Source organism: Paraburkholderia kirstenboschensis (assembly GCF_032806925.1).
Classification (GTDB): Bacteria; Pseudomonadota; Gammaproteobacteria; order Burkholderiales; family Burkholderiaceae; genus Paraburkholderia; species Paraburkholderia kirstenboschensis.
Genome location: NZ_CP136512.1, coordinates 2298121 through 2318096, shown reverse-complemented (window position 1 = coordinate 2318096; position 19976 = coordinate 2298121). Strand labels below are relative to the sequence as shown.

The window sequence follows — 19976 nt, the reverse complement described above, 5'->3', positions numbered from 1 at the left end:
GCCGTGTTCTGGACGTTGGGCTGTCCGGGTTTGATGATGACGTTATAGAGAAGAAGCGGACCTCGCGATGAAGCGCCGGTCGCGCGCCGCGCGCCAGCGCGCGACCAGATTGGGTATCAACACCGATGCAAGCAGCAACACGCCGGTGACGATGGTGAGCGTCTCGCTCGAAACGTCGTCGAGTGTCAATGCGTTCTTGAGCACACCGATAATCAGCAGAGACAGCAGCACGCCGATCATCGAGCCGCGTCCGCCGAAAATGCTCACGCCGCCGAACAGTACCGCTGCGATTACCGACAACTCGAAGCCCTCGCCGTTGTCGCCGCGCGCGCTGGTGAAACGCAGCGTGTAGACCACGCCGGCGAGCGCGCTCATCAAACCGGACAATACGAAAAGACGCAACCTGATCTTCGTGACTTCGATGCCGGAGAACGCGGCGGCGGTCGGATTGGCGCCGATCGCGTACAGGCTGCGGCCAAACGCGGTGGATTGCAGCAACACGGTGAACAGCACTGCGCCGACGATCACGATCGCAAACGGCAACGGAATGAAAGTCCCGCCGAGCGTATCCATGCCGAACGCCGTGTAAGCCGCGGGGAAATCGGCGACGGCCTGGTCGCCGAGAAGCACGTAAGCGAGCCCGCGAAAGAGCGCGAGCGTGCCGATGGTGACCGCCAGCGAAGGCAAGTTCAGCTTGACGATCACGAGCCCGTTCAGCAGGCCCGCCAACGCGCCGGCGACCAGTACGAGCGCGATCACAACGGGCATCGGCAAGCCCATGTGCCACAGCACGCCCATCAATGCACTGGCTGCGCCGAGCACCGAAGCGACCGACAGATCGATTTCAGCGGCAACGATAATCAACGTCATCGGCAGTGCCATCAACGCGATCTCAGTGAGATCCGCCAACACGTTGCTGAGATTCGCGCCGGTCAGAAAGACCGGCGACAGCACCCGCCCGAGCGCGAGAGACAGAATCAGCACGATCACGAGCAATACTTCCCATTGCAGCGGCGTTTCTCGTTTGCGCGTGAGCAGCGCGGAATCGGGTTTAGCCATGATCGCGTTTCCTCATCATGCGTTTGGCGACGGAGCGGGCGAGCAACGTATCGGCGGTAATGGCCGCGACGATCAGCGCGCCTTCAATCGCCTGCTCCCAGAATGGAGAGACGTGCAGCACGACCAGCGCAATGCTGATCACGCCCAGCACGAGCGCGCCGAGCGTCGCGCCGAGTATCGTGCCGACGCCGCCCGTGATCGCGACGCTGCCTACGACGGCAGCCGCGACGACCTGTAGTTCGATGCCCTTCGCGGTGCTGGCGTCGACGGTGCCGAAACGCGCGAGCCACAGTGCGCCCGCGAAGCCCGCAATCGCACCGGACAGCAGAAAGCCCGCCATCACGCGCCGTTCGACGTTGACGCCCGCGAGACGCGCCGCCTCGGGATTCGAGCCGATCGCATAGTGCTCACGGCCGCCGCGGAACTGCTTCAGGTAAATAGCGAGAGCAAGCAGCACGACGAGCGCGATGAGCGCGAGCGTCGGTATGCCGAGGAACGTGCCTGTCGCAAGGCGCGAAAACGCATCGGGCAGACTGGTGGCGTTGATCTGTCTGCCGTGCACCCACGCGTAATCTGCACCCCGAAATATGTAGAGCGTGGACAGCGTCGCAACGAGCGACGGCACGCGCCCCACCGCCACGAGCAGCGCATTGATGCCGCCCGCCACGAGACCGATGCCGAGCCCCGCCGCGAGCGCGACGACCACCGGCATCTGCGGAAACGCGACGTACAGGCTGCCCACTGCATAGGCGCTGATGCCGACCGTCGAGCCCACCGACAGATCGATATGACGCATCAGAATCACCACCGTCATGCCCGCGGTTAGCAGGCTGATGATCGACACATTGAGCAGAACGTCACGCAGGTTCTGCAGATTCAGGAACTGCGGCCTCGCGAGAGCGGTGCCCACGATCAATAGAATCAGCACGACGAAAAGCGTCGTCTCGCGGCTCTTTGCGAGGCTCGCTGCGAAGCCGCCCGGTGTGGCCGACGGGCGCTTCGAAGGCGGCGGCGCCTGGACCGGCGCGGGATGAGTCGAAGAATGGCGCATCATGCCGCGTTCCCTAACGGTGGAATCGGTTGTCCTAGCGCCGCGGCCATGATGCGTTCTTCGTCGGCCTCGGCACGTGCAATGTCCGCACTGATACGCCCCTCGTGCATGACCAGCACGCGGTCTGCCATGCCGAGCACTTCCGGCAATTCGCTCGAAATCATCAGCACCGCCATGCCGTCGCGCACGAGTTCGGCGAGCGCGCTGTACACCTCGGCTTTCGCGCCGACGTCGATACCGCGAGTGGGTTCGTCGATGATCAGGACTTTCGGGTTCGTGGCAAGCCACTTGCCCAGCACGACTTTCTGCTGATTGCCGCCCGACAGCGTGCCGACCGGCGCGTCGGGATCGCCCGCTTTCAGACGTAGGCGTGTGCCCCATTGGTTGGCGAGCTGCGTCTCGCTGCGCGTCGTGATGAGACCGTGTCTGACGAGACGGCCTAGCACTGTCATCGACGCGTTGCGCGCGATGCTCAACTCCAGCGCGAGCCCTTGCTGTCGCCGGTCTTCCGGCACGAGCGCGAGGCCTGCGCGCACGGCGGCGGCAGGACTGCCGGCCGCGAGTGGTTTGCCGCCTATCTGGATGTGACCGGCATCGAGCGGGTCGATGCCGAAGATCGCACGCGCCACTTCGCTGCGACCCGCGCCGACCAGCCCCGCTAGCGCCACGATTTCGCCTGCCCGCACGTCGAAAGAAACGTCTTTGAAAACGCCCACGCGCGTGAGCCCTCGCACCGACAGGCGCACTTCGCCAGGCGGCCTCTCCGCTTTCGGATAAAACGTCTCCAGATCGCGGCCGACCATTTTTGCCACGATGGCGTCGGTGTTCAGATCGGCGGTCAAACCGTCGAACACCTTCGCGCCGTCGCGCATGATGGTGACGCGTTGCGTCAGCGCGAAGACTTCGTCGAGCCGGTGCGTGATGAAGAGAATCGCCACGTCGCGCTCGCGCAGCTTGCGCACGATTGCAAAGAGACGTTCCACTTCCGTCAGCGACAAAGCCGCTGTCGGCTCGTCCATGATCAGCACATTCGCATTCAGCGACAACGCCTTCGCGATTTCGATCACTTGCTGATCCGCAATGGACAAGCCGCGTACCAGTTGATCCGCGCGCAGATCGACGCCGAGCGAGGCGAGCAGTCCGTCCACCTCGCGGCGCATCGCGTCGTATTGAATGCGCGCGATCCGGTCGACCGGCTGCCGTCCCATGAAAATGTTCTCCGCGATCGACAGATCGAAGAACAGCGTCGGTTCCTGATAGATCACCGCGAGCCCGGCATCGCGCGCTTGAGCGGGCGTGGCGAAACGGCGCGCCACGCCGTCCACCAGCAGTTCGCCGCTATCCGGCTGATGGACGCCCGCAAGAATCTTCACGAGCGTCGACTTGCCCGCGCCGTTCTCGCCGAGCAGCGCATGCACTTCACCCGGCCACAGCGAGAGATCGCCGTCCGATAGCGCGCGGACCCGGCCGAATGATTTGCTCGCATGCCGCAATTCGAGCCTCGGCACGGCGGATAAAGGTTGCTGCACTGCGTGTCTCCTTCTTTTACATCATGACGTGCGCGGCTTGCTCGAGTCCACGCGGCCCGCTTCAGATGCGATAGAAACGCTCCGCGTTACTGCAAAAGAGCGCCTCTTCCTCCGCAGCGCTCGCACCTTCGACAATCGTTGCGTACGCGTGCCACAAACCCGCGTAGGAGCCGAACAAACGATCGACAGGAAAGTTCGACGCGAACATTGCGCGCTCAACTCCAAACGTGTCGATCGTTTCGAGCACGTAGGGCCGCAAGCTTTCCACTGTCCACTGATGATCGAACATCGCAAGTCCGCTGATCTTCACGCAGACGTTCCGGCAACCCGCCAGCATGCGCATGCCGTCGCGCCATGCCCGATAACCGGCGACGCTGTCGCGATCCACGAACATGCCAGCATGATTGACGGCGAACAGCGTGTCGCCGTGCGCGCGCGCCAACGCCGCGGCCTCTTCCATTTGCGACGGGTACAGCTGCAGGTCGAACGACATGTCGTAACGGCGCAGCAATGCGAAGTTCTCACGCCATTGCGGCTCGCGCATGAAATGGCGGCCCACATAATCGAACAGCCTGTTCTCGTGCACGTTGAGAATCTGCCGGACACCACGCGTATTCGCGAACGACGCATGCGCTTCGAGCAACGCGGGCGCATCCGCTGAAGACAGATCCACCGCGGCGACAATCGCGTTCGGCATGCCGCGCGATTCATGACGATCCGCAACGGACTGCAGCCAGCGCGTTTCCTCAACGGGGTCGGCGGGATCGTGATTCGCTTCCACATGCACGACTTTCTTCACATCGATATCCCCGGCTTCGCCGAGCAGATCGGCGAGCAGATAGTCGTGCTTCAGCTCGCGCGCATCGCCAACGAACGACACGCCAGGGTTTTGCAGCCACGGATAGCGATGCGTCTTCAGGTCCCACAAGTGAATATGCGAATCGACAACCTGCATGCGATGCCTCCGTCGTTTCAGGCGTGAAAGTCGGCGTGAACGTCAGCCGAGCGAACTCAGACGAAACACCTGTTCGAGCGGTTGCTGATGCGGCGTGTGGTCCGGCGCTGTATGCATGATGTCGGCCATGTAATCCCACCATTTGCGCATGACTTCGAGTTCAGGGAGCGCGTCCATCGTGTGATGCGTGGTTCGCGTGAGCACGGCGAACAGGTGGTCGGTGCCGGGATCGAAGAAGATTCGGTACTCGCGGATGCCGGCGTTGTGCAGCGCGTCAACGAGTTCTGGCCAGATCTCTGCGTGACGGCGCTCGTACTCCTCGCGCATGCCGGGGTTGAGCACCATCCGGAAAGCGATTGTCTCCATGGCGGCTGTCTCGTCGTTATTGGCGCCTTCGCGGCGAGGCGCCTTCAAAGACTATAATTCGTGCGTCGATAGCATCTCAATCCGTTGTTGGGATTGGGCGATCCACAAACCGAATCGCACCGGAACCATGAGCCAACTCTCAGCAACCGTCGCACTCGTCAATCGGCTCAAGTTCAAGCACCTCGCGCTGCTCGTCGCGCTAGACGATGCACGCAATCTCCACCAGGCCGCTGAAGCGGTGAACGTCGCGCAGCCGAGCGCAAGCCGCATGCTGGGCGATATCGAAGAAGCGTTCGGCTTTCTGCTGTTCGAGCGCAACGCGCGCGGCATGACGCCCACGCCGCTCGGCGTCGTCACGCTGGCCTACGCACGGCGTGCGCTCGCCGAACTGACGCGTTTCGCCGAAGACCTCGAAGTCAAACGACGCGGCGGGCATGGGCAATTGACCGTTGGCGCGATCATGGGCGCGGCGCCCGATCTGATGGCAATGGCAGTCGCCGCGCTGAAAACCGAAAGCCCCCTGCTGAACGTGCGCATTCTCGGCGAGACCAGCGACCAGGTCGTGCAGTTGCTGCATCGCCGCGAAGTCGACCTTGCGCTTGGACGCCTGACGAGTCCGTTGCAGCACAACGATTTCAGTTTCGAACCGCTCGCGCGCGAGACCTTGCTGCTCGTCGTGCGCTCGGTGCATCCGCTTGCGAGCCGCACGCGCATGACGCTGCGCGAACTGATCGACTGGCCTTGGGTTGCGCAGCCGGTGAGCAGTCCGGCCCGCGTGCTGTTCGAGGAAGAACTCGCGCGTGCGGGACTCGCCACGCCGGTCAACCTCACCGAATGCGCGTCGATCTTCGCCACACTGCAGTTGCTGGAAAACTACGATGCGGTGGCGATGCTGCCGGAGTCGGTAGTGCGCGATCATTTGCGCGGCAAGCTGCTCGTCGCGCTGCCGCTCGAAATCGGCAAGAGCCTTGCGGGCTTCGGCATTCTCACGCGCAAGGAAGAAGCGCTCGCCGAACCCGCGCTGCGCTTCATCGAACTGCTGCGTGGCTTTTCGCGGCTTTTCGCACGCGAGGACACCGCTGCGTCCACGCCAGCCGCTGTTGCTTCCGCACAGGTCAGTTGAATTGCGCATCGCGCGTCATTGCAGATTGACGAACAGGCCGCCGTCGACCAGCAGCGCCGCGCCCGTCACATAGCGAGCGCGGTCGGACGCGAGGAACACCACGCATTCGGCCACGTCTTCTGGACGGCCCAGCCGGCCCAGTGGAATGCGCTTCTCGAAGTAGGCCTTCTTTGATTCGTCGGCCAGATCTTCGGCGTTCAGATCTGTCGCGATCGTGCCGGGCATGACCGAATTGCAGCGGATGCCGTACGGTCCCAACGCAACCGCGCATGACTGCATCAGCGAATGAACGCCTGCTTTGGTCGGCGTGTAATGCGTCTGCATGCCGCCGCCCACTAGCGCGCTGATCGAACTGGTCGCCACGATCGCCCCGCCCGTGCCTTGCGCTTTCATCTGCTGCGCGGCCGCTTGCGTGACGTAGAACGCGCCGTTCAGATTGACAGCGACTGTCGACTCCAGCACTTCGGCCGGCATGTCGAGAAACGCATGGAACGGACAGATACCCGCGTTGCTCGCAAGCACGTCGACCTTGCCGAAGGCTTCGACAGTGTAGCGCACCAGTTGTTGACCCGTTTCGCGCGCGGCAACGTCGCCTTCAATTGCGATCACGCGCCGCCCGAGCGCCTGGATCTCCTCGACCACTTCGCCGACCGCGGAGCGGCGTCCGTACGACGCGTCGTTATCGCCCCAGTAGTTGATCGCCACATCCGCGCCTTCCGTTGCACACGCGACGGCTATCGCGCGGCCAATGCCGCGCGAGCCGCCGGTGACGATCACGACCTTGTCCTTGAGCAGCACGTGATTCTCCTTGGCTGAGTAATCCGGAATACGGCGACCATCAACGCGGATAAGGCCGCACCAGCGCACATTCCGGATTGAGCCGCACGCCGAAGCCCGGTGTGTCCGGCACCTTCATTCGCCCATTCACGGGCACCGGTTCGTCGAGCAGAAGCGGCGTGAACATCGGCACCACTTCGTCGGCCTTGGCCGCCATCATCAGGAACTCGGAGAAAGGCGAGTTATGACGCGTGACGACAAAATGGTAGCTATACACCGACGAGCCATGCGGCACGACCATCACGTTATGAGCATCCGCAAGTGCCGAGATCTTGATCAACTCGGTAATGCCGCCACACCAGCCCACGTCCGGTTGAATCAGATCGCAGCATTGCATTTCGAGCAGCATGCGAAAGCCCCAACGCGTCGCCTCATGTTCGCCCGTGGACACCATCATGCCGCGCGGCACGTTGCGGCGCAGTTCGGCGTAACCCCAGTAGTCGTCCGGCGACAGGCACTCTTCGATCCATTTGAGTCCGTACTCGTGCGCGGCCTGCGCAAGGCGCGTTGCATACGGCACGTCGAGACTCATCCAGCAGTCGTACATCAGCCAGAAGTCGTCGCCCACGCGGCTGCGCATGTCCGCGAGCTTTTCGAGGTTGAGTTTGAGCCCGGCTTCCCCTTCTGCCGGGCTATGCTGCAACGGCAGTTTTCCGCCGATAAAACCCATCTCCTTCGCAAGATCGGGACGTGCGCCGGTCGCATAGAACACGAGTTCGTCGCGCACGGGACCGCCCAATAGCTGATACACAGGCTCCTTGCGCACCTTCGCGAGCAGATCCCACAAGGCGAGATCGACGCCGGAAATCGTATTAAGAACCACGCCTTTGCGCCCGTAGTAAAGCGTGGCGTAATACATCTGATCCCACATCTTCTCGATGTCGGTCACGAGCTGACCTTCAAGGAAACGCGCGAGGTGTTTCTCAACGATGAACGCGCCTATTTCGCCGCCCGTCGTCACCGCGAAGCCGACCGTGCCGTCGCTTGCTTCTATTTCGACCACCAGCGTGCCGAGCACGTTGATGCCGAACGACTGGCGGCTCTGGCGATACTCGGGATAGCGCGCCATCGGCGTGGAGATGTGATCGTCGATCCAGTGTCCGCCGGGCTGATCGTGATAGTCGGCTCCGCCGCCGCGGACGATGAAGGCACGCACGTGCCGGATAGTAGGCATGGCCATGAGAGAGGGGCTCCGTGATAGGCGTCGAACGTGTCGCCGGAAATGCGCCCTTAGCGGGCGCGGTGCAGCAAGTCGTGGATTTTGCCGGGCGCCTGTGCGCCGTCGCGACGCAGCAGCGTGCCGATCAGGAGCGCGGCGATCAAACTGGACGCGCCCAGCACGACCAGTCCCGCAGATGTCGAGGAAAACGCGCGTTCAGCCGCCGTGCGCAAGCTGGGCGCGATAAACCCGCCAAGGCTGCCGAGCGAGTTGATCAGCGCGATGCCGCCCGCGGCGGCCGCACCGGTTAGCAGGCGTGTCGGGAAGGTCCAGAAAAGCGGTTGCGCCGCGATGAAGCCGCTTGCCGCGCAACACAACGCAATGAGCCCAATCGCAGGGATATGAGCAAGGCCCGACACGCCGATGCCAAGACCTGCGACGACGAGCAATGCCGACGCCCAGAGCCGGTGTCCGCCCGTGCGATCCGCGCGGCGCGGCACATACCAGGTCACCACGAGCGCGCACAGCCACGGCAATGCGGCGACGAGACCGACATGAAATCCCACCGTCGTGCCGAGCAGAGCAGCGACTTGTTGCGGCAGATAAAAGATCACGCCGTACACGCTCATTTGAATCAGCAGATAGATCAGCGAGAGCAGCAGCACGCGACGATCCACCAATGCGGCGAGAAGGCGATGCGGCCCATGAGCGGACGCCGCGCGCGCGTCTTCGTCCAGAGCCGAGCGCAGGCTCGCGCGTTCCTGAGCGTTGAGCCAGCGGGCGTTTTCCGGACGATTGTCGAGATACCAGAACGCCCACACGCCGACGAGCGTTGCCAGAATGCCTTCGACGAGAAAAAGCCACTGCCAGCCTGTAAGGCCGAGCGCCCCATTCAGTTCGAGCAGCGAGCCCGACAACGGACTGCCGAAAATAAACGCCAACGGTGCGCCGAAATAAAACATGCCGACGGCCCGCGCGCGCGCACGCTGAGGAAACCAGTGCGTCAGGTAATAGATGACGCCGGGGAAAAAGCCGGCTTCGGCAACGCCCAGCAAGAAGCGCAGCGTGTAGAACGTCGTGGCGGTGTGAGCGAGACACATTGCTGCGGATACGAGTCCCCATGTGACCATGATGCGGCACATCCAGGCACGCGCGCCGACGCGATGCAGCAGCAGATTACTTGGCACTTCGAACAATGCATAGCCGACAAAGAACACGCCCGCGCCGAATGCGAACGCTGCGTTCGAGAGCCCCGTGTCGTGTTGCAGCGCTTTTTGCGCGAAGCCGATGTTCGCGCGGTCGAGAAACGCCAGCACGTACATCAGCAGCAGGAACGGCAACAGCCGGCGCATTACCTTGCTGTTGATCGCTTCCAGTGAAGCGCTCGCATGCGGGTCCATGTCGTCTCCTTCGCGTAGCTCGCGTTGGCGGCTACGCGGTTCTTGTGTATCGTGCTGCTTGCGGCCCGGATGTTCCGGGCGTCGTACAGGCAGGCGACGCCCCGCGCGAATGCTCAATAAGTCGCGCGTCCGCCCGACAGGTCGAATACCGAACCCGTGCTGAACGCGCAGTCCTCGGATGCAAGCCAAAGAATCAGCGACGCCGCTTCCTCGGGCAGCAGGAAGCGGTTCATCGGAATCTTCGAGAGCATGTAGTCGATGTGCTGCTGCGACATCGAATCGAAAATCTCGGTCTTGGCGGCAGCGGGCGTGACCGCGTTGACGAGAATGTTCTTCGTCGCGAGTTCCTTGCCGAGCGATTTTGTGAGGCCGATAAGCCCCGCCTTCGACGCGCTGTAATGCGAGGCGTTCGGGTTGCCCTCCTTGCCCGCCACCGACGCGATGTTCACGATCCGTCCATAGCCCTGCTTCAGCATCTGCGGAACGACCGCGCGGCACGTGAGGTACGGGCCGATCAGGTTCACGTCGATCACGCGGCGCCATACGTCCGGATCCAGCTCCCATGTGGTGCCGTTGCCGCCGGTGATGCCCGCGCAGTTGACCAGTACGTCGATCGCGCCGTGATCGGCGACGGTCTGCTCGACAGCCTGCGCCACAGCCGCTTCCTGCGTGAGTTCGACCGTCACCGCTGTCACTTTGCCGAGTTCGCTGAGCTCACGCTGACTGCGCGCGAGACGTTCGGCATCGACATCCCATAGCGCGACCGACGCGCAAGATTGCAGCGCCCGTTGCGCCACCGCGTAGCCGATGCCGCGAGCGCCGCCCGTAATGGCGACAACGCGTCCTTCCAGATCAATTCGATTCATTTGTGTCTCCTGTCGCACGGTTGACGCGCGCCCAAGTTGTTGTAGCCGTTAGCGTCCGTGTTGCGCTTCACGCCAATATACGAGCGACGCGATGCCTCAACAATCCGAGAATTGGAAAGGTCGATAACAAAAGCGGATCGAGATGTGGCGGCGGACAGGCAAGCGCCAAGGGAACGACTTCTGGGGAACGGAATGCGAGAAGGGTTGCTGCAACTGCGATGCCTGGCCGCGACGGGCGTCGCGACCCTACATCAATAAGGCCACATCAGAGCGCTTCCTGGCAAAGCGCCATCATTCGCTGAACCATTGTGCTCGCTTCGTTCAGTTCCATTTCGCTCGTGAAGAGCGCCTGCACATTCGACAGTCGGACGGCCACGCCCGCGTCCTTCAGGTCCCGGCTCGCGATCTTCAAAGCGAGTTGCCCGATCCTCACGCGCTCGAGCCAGTGCATGCTCATGTCGTTTTTCGTGAGCCACTGGCGGCAGCATTGGACGACGTGATCCACGCGCCATTCGGCACTCAGTGCATAAGAGGCCGCTGCGATCGCTACCAGGAAGCACAGCAGTTCCGCGCGCGTGGCAGAGGGTTGTGTCGATTCGGTGTTTGTCATCCGCTTGTCTTTGCCTGCGTGAGGCCTGGCTTTCGCTTGCTTTTGGCTTGTGCTTCATTCGTCAGCACTCGCCGGGCATGTCAGGCGTATGGATAGTCAGCAAACGAAACTGCGGGCGCGCGCTTGAAAATCAATACCCGCGTCGACGCCCGCCGATCCGGATGCGTGACTAGTCGCCACACGCCGCACTGCACTCCGCGCAAGCTACCGCTTTCGGCGCGAGTTTGCCCGCGCTGCTTCTGCCGAAGCTCACGAGCGCCGCCAGGCCAAGCAACGCCAGCCCGCTGCCGAATAAAAAGTCGGTGGAAATGCCCACCTGGTCGACCACGATACCGCCAATCAGCGAGCCCACCGCGATCGCCACCTGAATGATGCTCACGAACAGCGCGGAGCCGGCTTCCGGTGAGTCGGGCGTCGCTTGCTGAATCCAGATGCTGAAGCATAGCGGCAACGCACCGAAAGAAACGCCCCACGCGAGTACGAGCGCGACGACGCCAATCGACGAATGCTGCAACATGGGCAGCAGAATGAGCGCGAACATCAGCAGCGAGATCATTGCGCCGAGCGAGACTTTCAGGCTGCGCGTGACCGTCGACGAAACCGCGAAGTTCGAGAAGAACCCGATGATGCCGAAGCCGAGCAACAGCCAGGTAACGGTCGCCATCGTCAGATTTGCATTGCGCAGCAGGAACGGCGTGATGTACGTGTACGACGAGAAATGCGCGCCGAACACGAGTCCAACCATCATCATGCTCCTGCGCGGATAGGGCCTGCGCAGCAGCGAAACCAGGTCGTGCAGACGCAATGCGGCGCTCGACGGCAAGGACGGCACGAACACGAACTGCGCGATGAGCGCAGCCGCGACGAGGCCGCCCGTTGCCATGAACGACGCGCGCCACGACGCGAAGCTGGCAATGAAGGTTCCGAGCGGCACGCCGATCACCGTTGCACAGGTGACGCCGGTGAGAATGGTGGCCATTGCGCGGGCCGAATCTTTCGGCAGCACGAGACGCCCGGACGCCGCAGTCGCGAGTGTCCAGAAACCGCCCAGCGCGGCGCCGAGCAATGCGCGGCCCACCAGCATCAAACCGAAGTTCGGCGCAAACGCGGAAATCAGATTCGACGCGAGCAATAAGGCTGTGAGTAACAGAAACACGAGCCGCCGATCCATGCGGCCGGCGACCAGCATCAAGCCAGGCGCCGAGATCGCGGCAATGACGCCGGGCACGGTGACCATTAAGCCGGCCGTGCCGGGAGACACGCCGAGATCCGCCGCGATGCGTGGCAACAGGCCGACCGGCAAAAATTCCGTGGTCACGAACGCAAAGGCGCCGATTGCAACGGCCACGACTGCGAGCCACGAACGTAGCGACGACGATGGCGCATCGTCGGGCGCGACGGCGCTCGTCGGCAGATTATCTTCTCTTAACATAGTATTGTTTGCGAGTTATTAACAACGAATGGGATTGGAGCGGCTGCACAATGCCAATCACCCTCGAGGATCGACTCGAGGCTGTACGGCATGAGTAAAAAAGCAGGCCGTATTGGCCTGCTCTCGAATTCGATCGACGAAGCGGTGGGGGCATGCTGAACGGAACACACCTTAACATCGTATTAAATCGTTCGCTGGACACTGCGAAAAATTGCAGTCGTTGGTGGGGGTATTCAGCATCGTTGCGCGTTCAACCTTCATACGACGCGCGACGCATGGAAACGTGGGCATGGTGCTTGCTGAAAACGCGGACAGCACCCAGTGCACTCATCGCTCACTCAAAGGACTTCGAACATGGTTAGCACCCGCCCCTGCACCGCGACCTGCGTCATCGACGGCATGCCAGTCACCCTGACCTTCTATCCCGACAACGGCGTACTGCGGATCGCCGATCCGTCGGGTACATGCATCAAGGAAACGCGCTGGCATTCGTCGTGGCGTTCGTTGCTGGACGAATTCCGCCGCTTTGGGGAACGCGCCGCGATGCAGGGGCCGGGGGCAGAGGCAATGGTGAGCCGCATCGTCGAAAGCTCCGAGAACACGACCGCGCAACCCGCGCTGGCATGAACGCAAGCGCGAGGCGGTGCGGCACTAAGCGCATCGCCTCGACGTACCCGAAGCCTTACTGACCGAAGTAAATCCTGCATTGCGGCCCGCTGGAACAGGGCATATTTTGCCGCCCTCCCGCTTCGGACCGCCCCGCCGCTGTGCCGCCATAAGAGACGTTCTGAACCGGCTGCGAGGCTGTTGCGGCAGGTTCAATCAGCGACATGTCGGTCGTTGCCTGTGCCGATTCGTTCGCATGCTGCATCAGCCTGTGGCCGGCGGATGAGCCCGTGCCCGGCTGATTTGCCGCGTCGTCGGCGCTCGCGGCTCGCGGCGCGAGGAAAAGAACGGCGCTTACCAACGCCATCAATAAACGTAGTTTCATGGTCCAGACTCCTTGAATCCGGCGCAGCAGTATCGTCCCTCCCCAATAATCTATCTGCGTAAAAAGCCATCCGGCCGATGGAGGCCGACGCAAGTGCCAGTGTGACGCGGGCCTGCTGCGTCGACTCGTAGAATGCAACCAGCAACGAGTCTCCCGCGCCCTGGCCGGCGCCGGATGCGCTAGTACATTGCCGGATCAGGCGCCTCAGGCTGGAAAACACGGATTGTTCTCTCCGCTATTCTTTTATAGTTCGGCCGCCACGGAATTCAAACTGACCGGCAGAACCGCTGAACAATACTGGGGGCGGAGCGGACAACCTCCGCATGAGCGTTCAAATGCGACAAAATCAGTTAAAACGGTGCGTGCATTGCGCGCGCAGTGCGTTATGATGCTGTCACAACCACAAGAAAGGGCCGCGCGCAAAACGCCGTCGTAAGACAGTGCGTGGACGCGAGACCAGCCGCCCAAATCAGTGCATCGTCATCATCGTTTTTTCCAATTTCGATTAATAACCTCACCGCGGACCGGCGCCATTTAAATGGACTCGAAGCTCTCGCGGGTTTTCCTCGCAATCTGCATTTGACAGAACGCTGGACGCTTTAGAAGGACTAATATCTTATGGACGAAAGGAAGCGAGATAGCATGATTGCGTATCTCCGCCATCGCATGGAAGAGTTTGGCATCAGACCCGAAGACCTTGCCGCCCTGCTAGCATCCGAACCTGCCGCGCAAAAGAGCGCACGCTACCGCAGCGCGACAGGAGACAGCTGGGACGGCCAGGGGGAAATGCCTCAGTGGCTCAAGCAGGCAATCAGCGCAGGCCAATCAATCGACCATTTTGAATTATCGGCTCCGCCCGCACCCGCGCCGCAGCCGAAAAAGCGCGTCGACTGGAAAAACGATCCATTTGCAGGCAGTCCGCTCGCGCGCCCGAACGACCACTGAGCGGCCAGCGCCGCGCTATCGCCACACATTACAGGTTGGGCAAATTGGCCGGTGCACGAGGGCGCGCACCGCGGGCCGACGTCGCTCGCGACAGCAGCGCATCTTGCGGCGCTTCAATAAAGGCGCTTAACTGACGCACGATTTGCCAGAACACCTTTTGAAATAGCCGAACGCGCTCTGACTCGGATATACCGTCGGCGAGCGGATCGGCGAAATGCCAGGCAGAGAGCTCGGGATCTCCCGGAAAGGCCGGCGCATGCGGAGGCGCAACGCTCGCGTCGAGCGCGACCACGAGGTCCATGCGGGGCGCCCATTCGCCGGTAAATTCAAGCCAGCTTTTCGGGCATAGCACGCCAAGGTCCGAAACGCCGGGCCGCAATTGCGCCACCGTCAATGGATGGATCCGCAGGGCCGGTTCCGGACCCGCGCTGAATGCCTCGAACCGGTGCCCAGCCAGTTCCCGCAGCAAAGCTTCTGCCATGATGCTGCGTGCTGAATTCTCGCGGCAGAGAAACAGCACTTTATATTTCCTGGTCACGCTTACCCCGTACTCTGTTTTTGTATCTTCTATGCGCGATTGTGCCCGCTGAGTCTTGCGCCCCCGTGACACTACGATGTCTTTATTCCGCGCGCTACGGGAATTGCCCTGGAAGCGCTCCCAAAAGACGACGAGCAAGGCCGCATAGTCAGAACTTCAGCCCATTGAGAAACTGAAACCACAGCCCGCCCAAGCCGCCGGCTGTATTCGTTTCGCCTGCGGCTTCCTCGCGTTTGCCGTGAGCTGCGCGAGCGGCATGCGCGTCGCGATTGGCAGTTTCTTCCCTATGAAGGCCCGCCGCTGCCGGTTCAAATGACCTGTCGGCGCTCGCTTCGGCGGGCGCGGCCTCGGCAGTCGTTCCATTTGCAGCGGTCTCGCGCCGCGAAGCCTGTAACGCCGCTACGCTGTCCGCAATCTGCGCGGCCCGCGCCGGATCGCATTCTCGCCCGAGCAGTACGCCGAACAGAACATCGCGGTTATGACCTTCGTCGGCGAAACGCATTGCTAGTGCAACCATCCTGGCGTAAGCCGCCTCGTTCGCCGCGCGCGCCGCCGCCTCGCGCTCTGCTTGCGCCTGTTGATGGCGCGCGCGCTGCGCCTCCCATTCCCGCATCTGCTCGGCGTAGACGGCGTCGTACACCTTGCGCTGCTGGGCGTCGGAGAGAATCGCATAGGCGTCGCGGATCTCCTGGAAGGTGGCGCGCGCAACTTCTTCGCAACCCACGTTACGGTCGGGATGCCACTTCATCGCGGCCTTGCGGTACGCGCGCTTGATTTCTTCGCCGGTGGCGTGCATGGGCACGCCGAGGGTGTCATAAAGGGTTGCCATTTGCCTGCTCGACCTCGCCGGATATCGTGTCGCGGACCATCGTAGCACGCGAGAAACGGGCGGAACGTGAACACGCGGCGTCTACACGCGGCGCGAAACCGGCGGACAAAAAAAAACCCCGCCACCAAAGTGGCGAGGCCGAGTCCCATGTCAAGGAGTGTCATGGAGGAGACGCTTCGATCATAACGGCCACCACTTGCGCTTCCAAACAATTGTTCGCCATATGCTTATCGGGGACGCTCACGTGCGCGCAATCCAGTGCAATCGACGCAATCAACCCGCGCGGCGCCCCGCGCTCACGCCTCGCGGTTATATGGTTAGAACAAAAAGTCGCTTCGCGCGGGGCGCCGCGCTCATTAAGATGGTGCTTCAAAGTCCGGTTTAGCCGGGCCCGCCTCAGCGCGGACTCGCGCGAGAGCGCGGTGATCCGCTACCGAAGGAGCATTTCGTTGACCAGTTTCGACCATAACCGCCGGCCGCTCGTTGTCGGCATTGGCGGCACGACGCGGGCGGCCTCGTCGACCGAGCGCGCGCTCGGCTTTGCGTTGCGCGGCGCCCAGGCGGCGGGTGCCACCACCCGGCTGTTCGGCGGCACGTTCCTGCATAGCCTGCCGCATTACGCGCCGGAACACAGCGAACGCACCGACGAACAGCTCGAACTGATCGAAGCCGTGCGCCACGCCGACGCGCTGATCATCGCGACGCCGGGCTATCACGGCGGCGTCTCGGGTCTCGTCAAGAACGCGCTCGACACGCTGGAAGAACTACGCGCCGACGAGCGTCCGTACCTGGATGGCCGCGCGGTCGGCTGCCTCGTTACCGCCTATGGCTGGCAGGCCGCGGGTTCCGTGCTGACTTCTCTGCGCTCGATCGTGCACGCGTTGCGCGGCTGGCCGACGCCATTCGGCGCCGGCATCAACACGCTCGAAACGCGCTTTGACAGTGTCGACACCTGTTCCGACGCAAAGGTGGTCGATCAACTCGCCACCGTCGGCCAGCAAGCCGCGCAATTCGCGCTGGCGTTCAACGCGCATCGCGCGGCAAGCCCGAATGCATCGGGCACCTCCCTGCAGCAAGTGCAACCCGCGCGTCTGCTGCACGCGGTTTAAAACCCTTGTCTACGACGCCCCCGGGCCGCATTCGCGGATCCGGGGCGCTCGCGCTCGCACGAACCGTGCGCCACATAACAGACTAATAACGCTGCGCGCGCGATAGTGTGTCCGAACCCGGCAGACATGCCGTTACCCGATCTTTCGACAAGCGTTCCGGGCATCCGCTGATTTGCTTCCGACGAATGATTGGTTCACGGGCCCTTCAGTGCGGCCTACGCTTGAGCCTGCCCGCCGACTCATCCGCCGCCTGATGCCTACTCGAACGCGTGGCGTCATATTCACCGGCTCCTTGCAACACACGCGGGCATCTTCACTGCCACCACTATGAATTCACATATCCGCTACAAGGGCTACGAAGTCGCACCGGCCGTGCAACGTTTGCCCAATGGGCTGTTCGCCGCCAACCTGACCATCGAAAAAGCCAGCGCGAGCCGTAGCCAGGCGTATTGTTTCGATGCGCTCGACTATTTCTTCGACGAAGAACACGCGCTTGCCTACGCGTTTCGCTGGGGACGCATGTGGGTCGATAATCAGCAGTGACCTTGCGGTGACGCACGATGAGTTGCCGTCGGCGGTGCAGTCAAGCGCTGTATCTCGGGGCAATGTGACAGAATAGGCGACACATCGAGTTCGCTCTCTGTACGCTTGCCATGTCCGACACATTGATAGATGTAGCCGACGACCACAACCTGCGCCACTGGGCCTTCACCGGCACCGCCCGCGTGAAGGTCGGCTCCGAGACGCACAAGCACATGTTCTGCCGCATGTTGCTCGAGACTCACGACCCCTACAAACCCGCCGTGATCAACTGGCCTGCGCTGTCGCCGGATGCGCTCGAACGGCTCTGCTCGCTGCCCATCTGGGACATCGCGGTGCAGACCGAAGGCCGCGCGTCGATCGACGTTCACACCTACGCCGCGCAACTGAGCGACCCGCTGCTGCGCGAAGCCATCACGATGGACGGCGACGAAGAGGCCCGTCACAAACGCGTGCTCGCAAAGCTGATTGCGGCATACGGCATCGAGATCGCGCCCGAGCCGCACTACCCGCCGCCGCGCGATCCCGAATGGGCATGGATGCGCACGGGCTACAGCGAGTGCATCGACAGTTTCTTCGCGTTCGGCCTCTTCCGCGCCGCGCAGCAGTCAGGCTATTTTCCCGAAGCGCTCGTCGAAACTTTCGAGCCCGTGATTCAGGAAGAAGCACGCCACATTCTGTTTTTCGTCAACTGGGTCGCGTGGCATCGACATAACATGCCGCTATGGCGCAGGCCGTGGCATGCGTTGCGCGTGGCCGCGATATGGGCCGTGCTGATCTGGGAGCGCGTGGCGATCGCGAGAGGCATCGACGCGAACGGCGTCGCGCACGACTCGAACTTCCTGCCCGCGAACAGCAGCGTGATCGGCAAAGGGCTCGAAACACCCGAGCTGATCGAACTATGCCTCGCGGAAAACGACCGCCGCATGAGCGGCTACGACGTGCGGCTGCTGCGTCCGCGGCTCGTGCCCGCGCTCGCGCGATTCGCGTTGCGCTTCATCAAACGTTCGCGCCGAACGGGCACTGCATGACAAGGAGCGCGTCCATGACCTGGACCGTCGATGAACAGCTTGCGTTGAGTGCAACCGACGCCGTCGCAGCGATCCAGTCGGGCGGGCTCAAAGCAACGGACTACGTCGCGACACTTCTCGCGCGAGCGGCGTCGCTCGGCACGCTCAACGCGCTGACCGTGATCGATCTCGACGGCGCGCTCGCCGCCGGCCGGCGCATCGACGCGCTGCCCGCAGCGGCCAGGGCGCAACTGCCGCTTGCCGGATTGCCGATCGTCGTCAAGGACAACATCAATACCGTGGGACTGCAGACGTCGGCAGGCACGCCCGCCCTGGAAGGTTTTGTGCCGAACACCAACGCGCCTTCGGTGCAGCGGCTCATCGACGCCGGGGCGATCATTCTCGGCAAGGCCAACATGCACGAGCTCGCGTTCGGCATCACGAGTACCAATCTCGCGACGCATGCGCGGCCGGTGCGCAATCCGTACGATCCCGCGCTGATTCCGGGAGGCTCGTCGGGCGGCACGGCGGTGGCGATTGCTGCGCGCATCGCGCCCGCGGGCCTCGGCACTGATACCGGCGGTTCCACACGCATTCCCGCCGCGCTGACCGGCACCGCGGGCTTTCGTCCGTCGGTTGGCAATGGCGGCGGCGAGCGGCGCTATCACGACCCCGATGCCGTGGTGCCGATCAGCCATACCCGCGACACCGTCGGGCCGATGGCGCGCAGCGTAGCCGATATCGCGCTGCTCGACGGCGTGATTACCGGCGCGGGTCCGTTGCCCGCCGTCGCGCTGAACGGCTTGCGCATCGGCTTGCCGGCGCCGCTGTGGGACGGTCTGGAGCGGCAGGTCGAGGACGTTGCACGCGCCGCGCTGAAACGGCTCGAAGCAGCGGGCGTTGTGTTCGTGCCGGTGGCGATGAGCGAACTCAACCACCTGAACGGCATGGTCAGCGGCCCAATCGCTATTCACGAAGCGCGCGGCGATGTGAACGCCTGGCTCGCCGCCAACCAGGCGCCGGTGCAGTCCGTCGGCGAACTGGCGGCTCGCATCGCGAGCCCCGATGTCCGTGCGATTTACGACGCGGTGCTCGCGGGCTCGCTCGACTCGCACTATGAGGCGGCGCTCAATCACTGGCGGCCGTTGCTGCAGGCCTATATCGCCGCGACTTTCGCCGACGAACGTCTCGATGCGCTGCTGTTCCCCACCACACGGCTCGCTGCGGTGCCGATCGACGAGATCAACGGTTCGTCGACGGTCTCGATCGACGGCGCGCCGCCCGTCGATACGATGGAGGCGTTCCTGCGCAACACCGATCCGGCCAGCACGTCCGGCATTCCCGGACTGTCGTTGCCCGCGGGAATGAGCGCATACGGTTTGCCGGTCGGTCTCGAACTGGATGGGCCGCTTGGCAGCGACAGACGCCTGCTCGCAATCGGCGTGGCGTTCGAACAATTATTGGGCGCATTGCCGCCGCCTGTGCTTTAAGACAGATAAAACATGCCGATAGAAATGACCCGGGCTCACGCTCATGATCATGCGCGTGCTCACGCGCCGATAAAAACACCTGAAAATACGCATCGAGTCTTCGGATCTGACGGTCGCCGACCAACGGAGAATCGCAC

General features: G+C 62.7%; 21 protein-coding genes. 7 read left to right on the top strand and 14 right to left on the bottom strand.

The window, feature by feature from the left end:
- Positions 1–42 precede the first annotated feature (42 nt).
- The 5 genes from RW095_RS19260 to RW095_RS19240 form a co-directional block, all read right to left on the bottom strand.
- Complete coding sequence (locus RW095_RS19260; RefSeq protein WP_317017675.1) at positions 43–1059, bottom strand: ABC transporter permease; 1017 nt, start codon at positions 1057–1059, stop codon at positions 43–45.
- Positions 1052–2113, bottom strand: coding sequence for an ABC transporter permease (locus RW095_RS19255; RefSeq protein WP_317017674.1), 1062 nt, complete (start codon positions 2111–2113; stop codon positions 1052–1054). Before RW095_RS19255 ends, RW095_RS19260 begins: the two co-directional genes overlap by 8 nt.
- Entirely contained in the window at positions 2110–3639 is a 1530-nt protein-coding gene (locus RW095_RS19250; protein WP_317017672.1) for a sugar ABC transporter ATP-binding protein, read from the bottom strand. The genes RW095_RS19255 and RW095_RS19250 overlap by 4 nt, the downstream gene beginning before the upstream one ends.
- Positions 3640–3700: 61 nt before the next feature.
- On the bottom strand, positions 3701–4594 hold the full coding sequence (locus RW095_RS19245) for an amidohydrolase family protein (protein ID WP_317017670.1): 894 nt from the start codon (positions 4592–4594) through the stop codon (positions 3701–3703).
- A gap of 42 nt (positions 4595–4636) precedes the next feature.
- On the bottom strand, positions 4637–4960 hold the full coding sequence (locus tag RW095_RS19240) for an L-rhamnose mutarotase (RefSeq protein WP_317017669.1): 324 nt from the start codon (positions 4958–4960) through the stop codon (positions 4637–4639).
- 127 nt (positions 4961–5087) lie between these two features.
- Between RW095_RS19240 and RW095_RS19235 the strand changes: the two genes are divergently transcribed.
- Positions 5088–6083 (top strand): LysR family transcriptional regulator, encoded by a 996-nt coding sequence (locus tag RW095_RS19235; protein WP_317017667.1) that lies wholly within the window; start codon positions 5088–5090, stop codon positions 6081–6083.
- A gap of 15 nt (positions 6084–6098) precedes the next feature.
- On the opposite strand, the gene RW095_RS19230 is transcribed toward RW095_RS19235, so the two are convergent.
- The 6 genes from RW095_RS19230 to RW095_RS19205 form a co-directional block, all read right to left on the bottom strand.
- Positions 6099–6881 carry an SDR family NAD(P)-dependent oxidoreductase gene (locus RW095_RS19230; protein ID WP_317017666.1) on the bottom strand — a complete coding sequence of 261 codons (783 nt, stop codon included), beginning with the start codon at positions 6879–6881 and terminating at the stop codon, positions 6099–6101.
- A gap of 40 nt (positions 6882–6921) precedes the next feature.
- Positions 6922–8100, bottom strand: coding sequence for an L-rhamnonate dehydratase (rhmD, locus tag RW095_RS19225; protein WP_317017664.1), 1179 nt, complete (start codon positions 8098–8100; stop codon positions 6922–6924).
- Positions 8101–8150: 50 nt separating this feature from the next.
- On the bottom strand, positions 8151–9479 hold the full coding sequence (locus RW095_RS19220; RefSeq protein WP_317017662.1) for an MFS transporter: 1329 nt from the start codon (positions 9477–9479) through the stop codon (positions 8151–8153).
- A 113-nt stretch (positions 9480–9592) separates the two neighbouring features.
- Complete coding sequence (locus tag RW095_RS19215; protein ID WP_317017661.1) at positions 9593–10345, bottom strand: SDR family NAD(P)-dependent oxidoreductase; 753 nt, start codon at positions 10343–10345, stop codon at positions 9593–9595.
- A 265-nt stretch (positions 10346–10610) separates the two neighbouring features.
- On the bottom strand, positions 10611–10955 hold the full coding sequence (locus tag RW095_RS19210; protein WP_317017659.1) for a hypothetical protein: 345 nt from the start codon (positions 10953–10955) through the stop codon (positions 10611–10613).
- 169 nt (positions 10956–11124) lie between these two features.
- Positions 11125–12387, bottom strand: coding sequence for an MFS transporter (locus RW095_RS19205; RefSeq protein WP_317017658.1), 1263 nt, complete (start codon positions 12385–12387; stop codon positions 11125–11127).
- Positions 12388–12741: 354 nt separating this feature from the next.
- Here RW095_RS19205 and RW095_RS19200 point away from each other — a divergent pair, with 354 nt between their 5' ends.
- A complete protein-coding gene (locus RW095_RS19200) occupies positions 12742–13014 on the top strand; it encodes a hypothetical protein (RefSeq protein WP_128585708.1) in 273 nt (90 codons plus the stop codon).
- A gap of 55 nt (positions 13015–13069) precedes the next feature.
- Here RW095_RS19200 and RW095_RS19195 read toward each other — a convergent pair whose 3' ends face one another.
- The gene (locus tag RW095_RS19195; protein WP_317017655.1) at positions 13070–13378 is read right to left on the bottom strand and encodes a hypothetical protein; all 309 of its coding nucleotides are present in this window, start codon (positions 13376–13378) and stop codon (positions 13070–13072) included.
- Between the two features lie 618 nt (positions 13379–13996).
- On the opposite strand from RW095_RS19195, the gene RW095_RS19190 reads away from it, so the two are divergent.
- On the top strand, positions 13997–14323 hold the full coding sequence (locus RW095_RS19190; RefSeq protein WP_317017654.1) for an H-NS histone family protein: 327 nt from the start codon (positions 13997–13999) through the stop codon (positions 14321–14323).
- A 28-nt stretch (positions 14324–14351) separates the two neighbouring features.
- Here RW095_RS19190 and RW095_RS19185 read toward each other — a convergent pair whose 3' ends face one another.
- Positions 14352–14999, bottom strand: coding sequence for an arsenate reductase/protein-tyrosine-phosphatase family protein (locus RW095_RS19185; protein ID WP_394365100.1), 648 nt, complete (start codon positions 14997–14999; stop codon positions 14352–14354).
- Between the two features lie 10 nt (positions 15000–15009).
- Entirely contained in the window at positions 15010–15690 is a 681-nt protein-coding gene (locus tag RW095_RS19180) for a J domain-containing protein (RefSeq protein ID WP_317017652.1), read from the bottom strand.
- 449 nt (positions 15691–16139) lie between these two features.
- On the opposite strand from RW095_RS19180, the gene RW095_RS19175 reads away from it, so the two are divergent.
- The 4 genes from RW095_RS19175 (at position 16140) to iaaH (ending at position 19839) form a co-directional block, all read left to right on the top strand.
- A complete protein-coding gene (locus RW095_RS19175) occupies positions 16140–16799 on the top strand; it encodes an NADPH-dependent FMN reductase (protein WP_317017651.1) in 660 nt (219 codons plus the stop codon).
- A gap of 327 nt (positions 16800–17126) precedes the next feature.
- The gene (locus RW095_RS19170) at positions 17127–17342 is read left to right on the top strand and encodes a transcriptional regulator (RefSeq protein ID WP_128592439.1); all 216 of its coding nucleotides are present in this window, start codon (positions 17127–17129) and stop codon (positions 17340–17342) included.
- Positions 17343–17452: 110 nt separating this feature from the next.
- Positions 17453–18370 (top strand): ferritin-like domain-containing protein, encoded by a 918-nt coding sequence (locus RW095_RS19165; RefSeq protein WP_317017649.1) that lies wholly within the window; start codon positions 17453–17455, stop codon positions 18368–18370.
- A gap of 14 nt (positions 18371–18384) precedes the next feature.
- Positions 18385–19839 (top strand): indoleacetamide hydrolase, encoded by a 1455-nt coding sequence (gene iaaH / locus RW095_RS19160; protein WP_317017648.1) that lies wholly within the window; start codon positions 18385–18387, stop codon positions 19837–19839.
- Positions 19840–19976: the final 137 nt, after the last annotated feature.

Bases quoted from the DNA above. Each gene is read 5' to 3' on its own strand.
- iaaH (WP_317017648.1), top strand. From the start codon at position 18,385: ATGACCTGGACCGTCGATGAACAGCTTGCGTTGAGTGCAACCGACGCC.
- RW095_RS19260 (WP_317017675.1), bottom strand. From the start codon at position 1,059: ATGGCTAAACCCGATTCCGCGCTGCTCACGCGCAAACGAGAAACGCCG.
- RW095_RS19180 (WP_317017652.1), bottom strand. From the start codon at position 15,690: ATGGCAACCCTTTATGACACCCTCGGCGTGCCCATGCACGCCACCGGC.
- RW095_RS19210 (WP_317017659.1), bottom strand. From the start codon at position 10,955: ATGACAAACACCGAATCGACACAACCCTCTGCCACGCGCGCGGAACTG.
- RW095_RS19220 (WP_317017662.1), bottom strand. From the start codon at position 9,479: ATGGACCCGCATGCGAGCGCTTCACTGGAAGCGATCAACAGCAAGGTA.
- RW095_RS19245 (WP_317017670.1), bottom strand. From the start codon at position 4,594: ATGCAGGTTGTCGATTCGCATATTCACTTGTGGGACCTGAAGACGCAT.
- rhmD (WP_317017664.1), bottom strand. From the start codon at position 8,100: ATGGCCATGCCTACTATCCGGCACGTGCGTGCCTTCATCGTCCGCGGC.
- RW095_RS19235 (WP_317017667.1), top strand. From the start codon at position 5,088: ATGAGCCAACTCTCAGCAACCGTCGCACTCGTCAATCGGCTCAAGTTC.
- RW095_RS19215 (WP_317017661.1), bottom strand. From the start codon at position 10,345: ATGAATCGAATTGATCTGGAAGGACGCGTTGTCGCCATTACGGGCGGC.
- RW095_RS19240 (WP_317017669.1), bottom strand. From the start codon at position 4,960: ATGGAGACAATCGCTTTCCGGATGGTGCTCAACCCCGGCATGCGCGAG.
- RW095_RS19195 (WP_317017655.1), bottom strand. From the start codon at position 13,378: ATGAAACTACGTTTATTGATGGCGTTGGTAAGCGCCGTTCTTTTCCTC.
- RW095_RS19165 (WP_317017649.1), top strand. From the start codon at position 17,453: ATGTCCGACACATTGATAGATGTAGCCGACGACCACAACCTGCGCCAC.
- RW095_RS19170 (WP_128592439.1), top strand. From the start codon at position 17,127: ATGAATTCACATATCCGCTACAAGGGCTACGAAGTCGCACCGGCCGTG.
- RW095_RS19255 (WP_317017674.1), bottom strand. From the start codon at position 2,113: ATGATGCGCCATTCTTCGACTCATCCCGCGCCGGTCCAGGCGCCGCCG.
- RW095_RS19190 (WP_317017654.1), top strand. From the start codon at position 13,997: ATGGACGAAAGGAAGCGAGATAGCATGATTGCGTATCTCCGCCATCGC.
- RW095_RS19200 (WP_128585708.1), top strand. From the start codon at position 12,742: ATGGTTAGCACCCGCCCCTGCACCGCGACCTGCGTCATCGACGGCATG.
- RW095_RS19205 (WP_317017658.1), bottom strand. From the start codon at position 12,387: ATGTTAAGAGAAGATAATCTGCCGACGAGCGCCGTCGCGCCCGACGAT.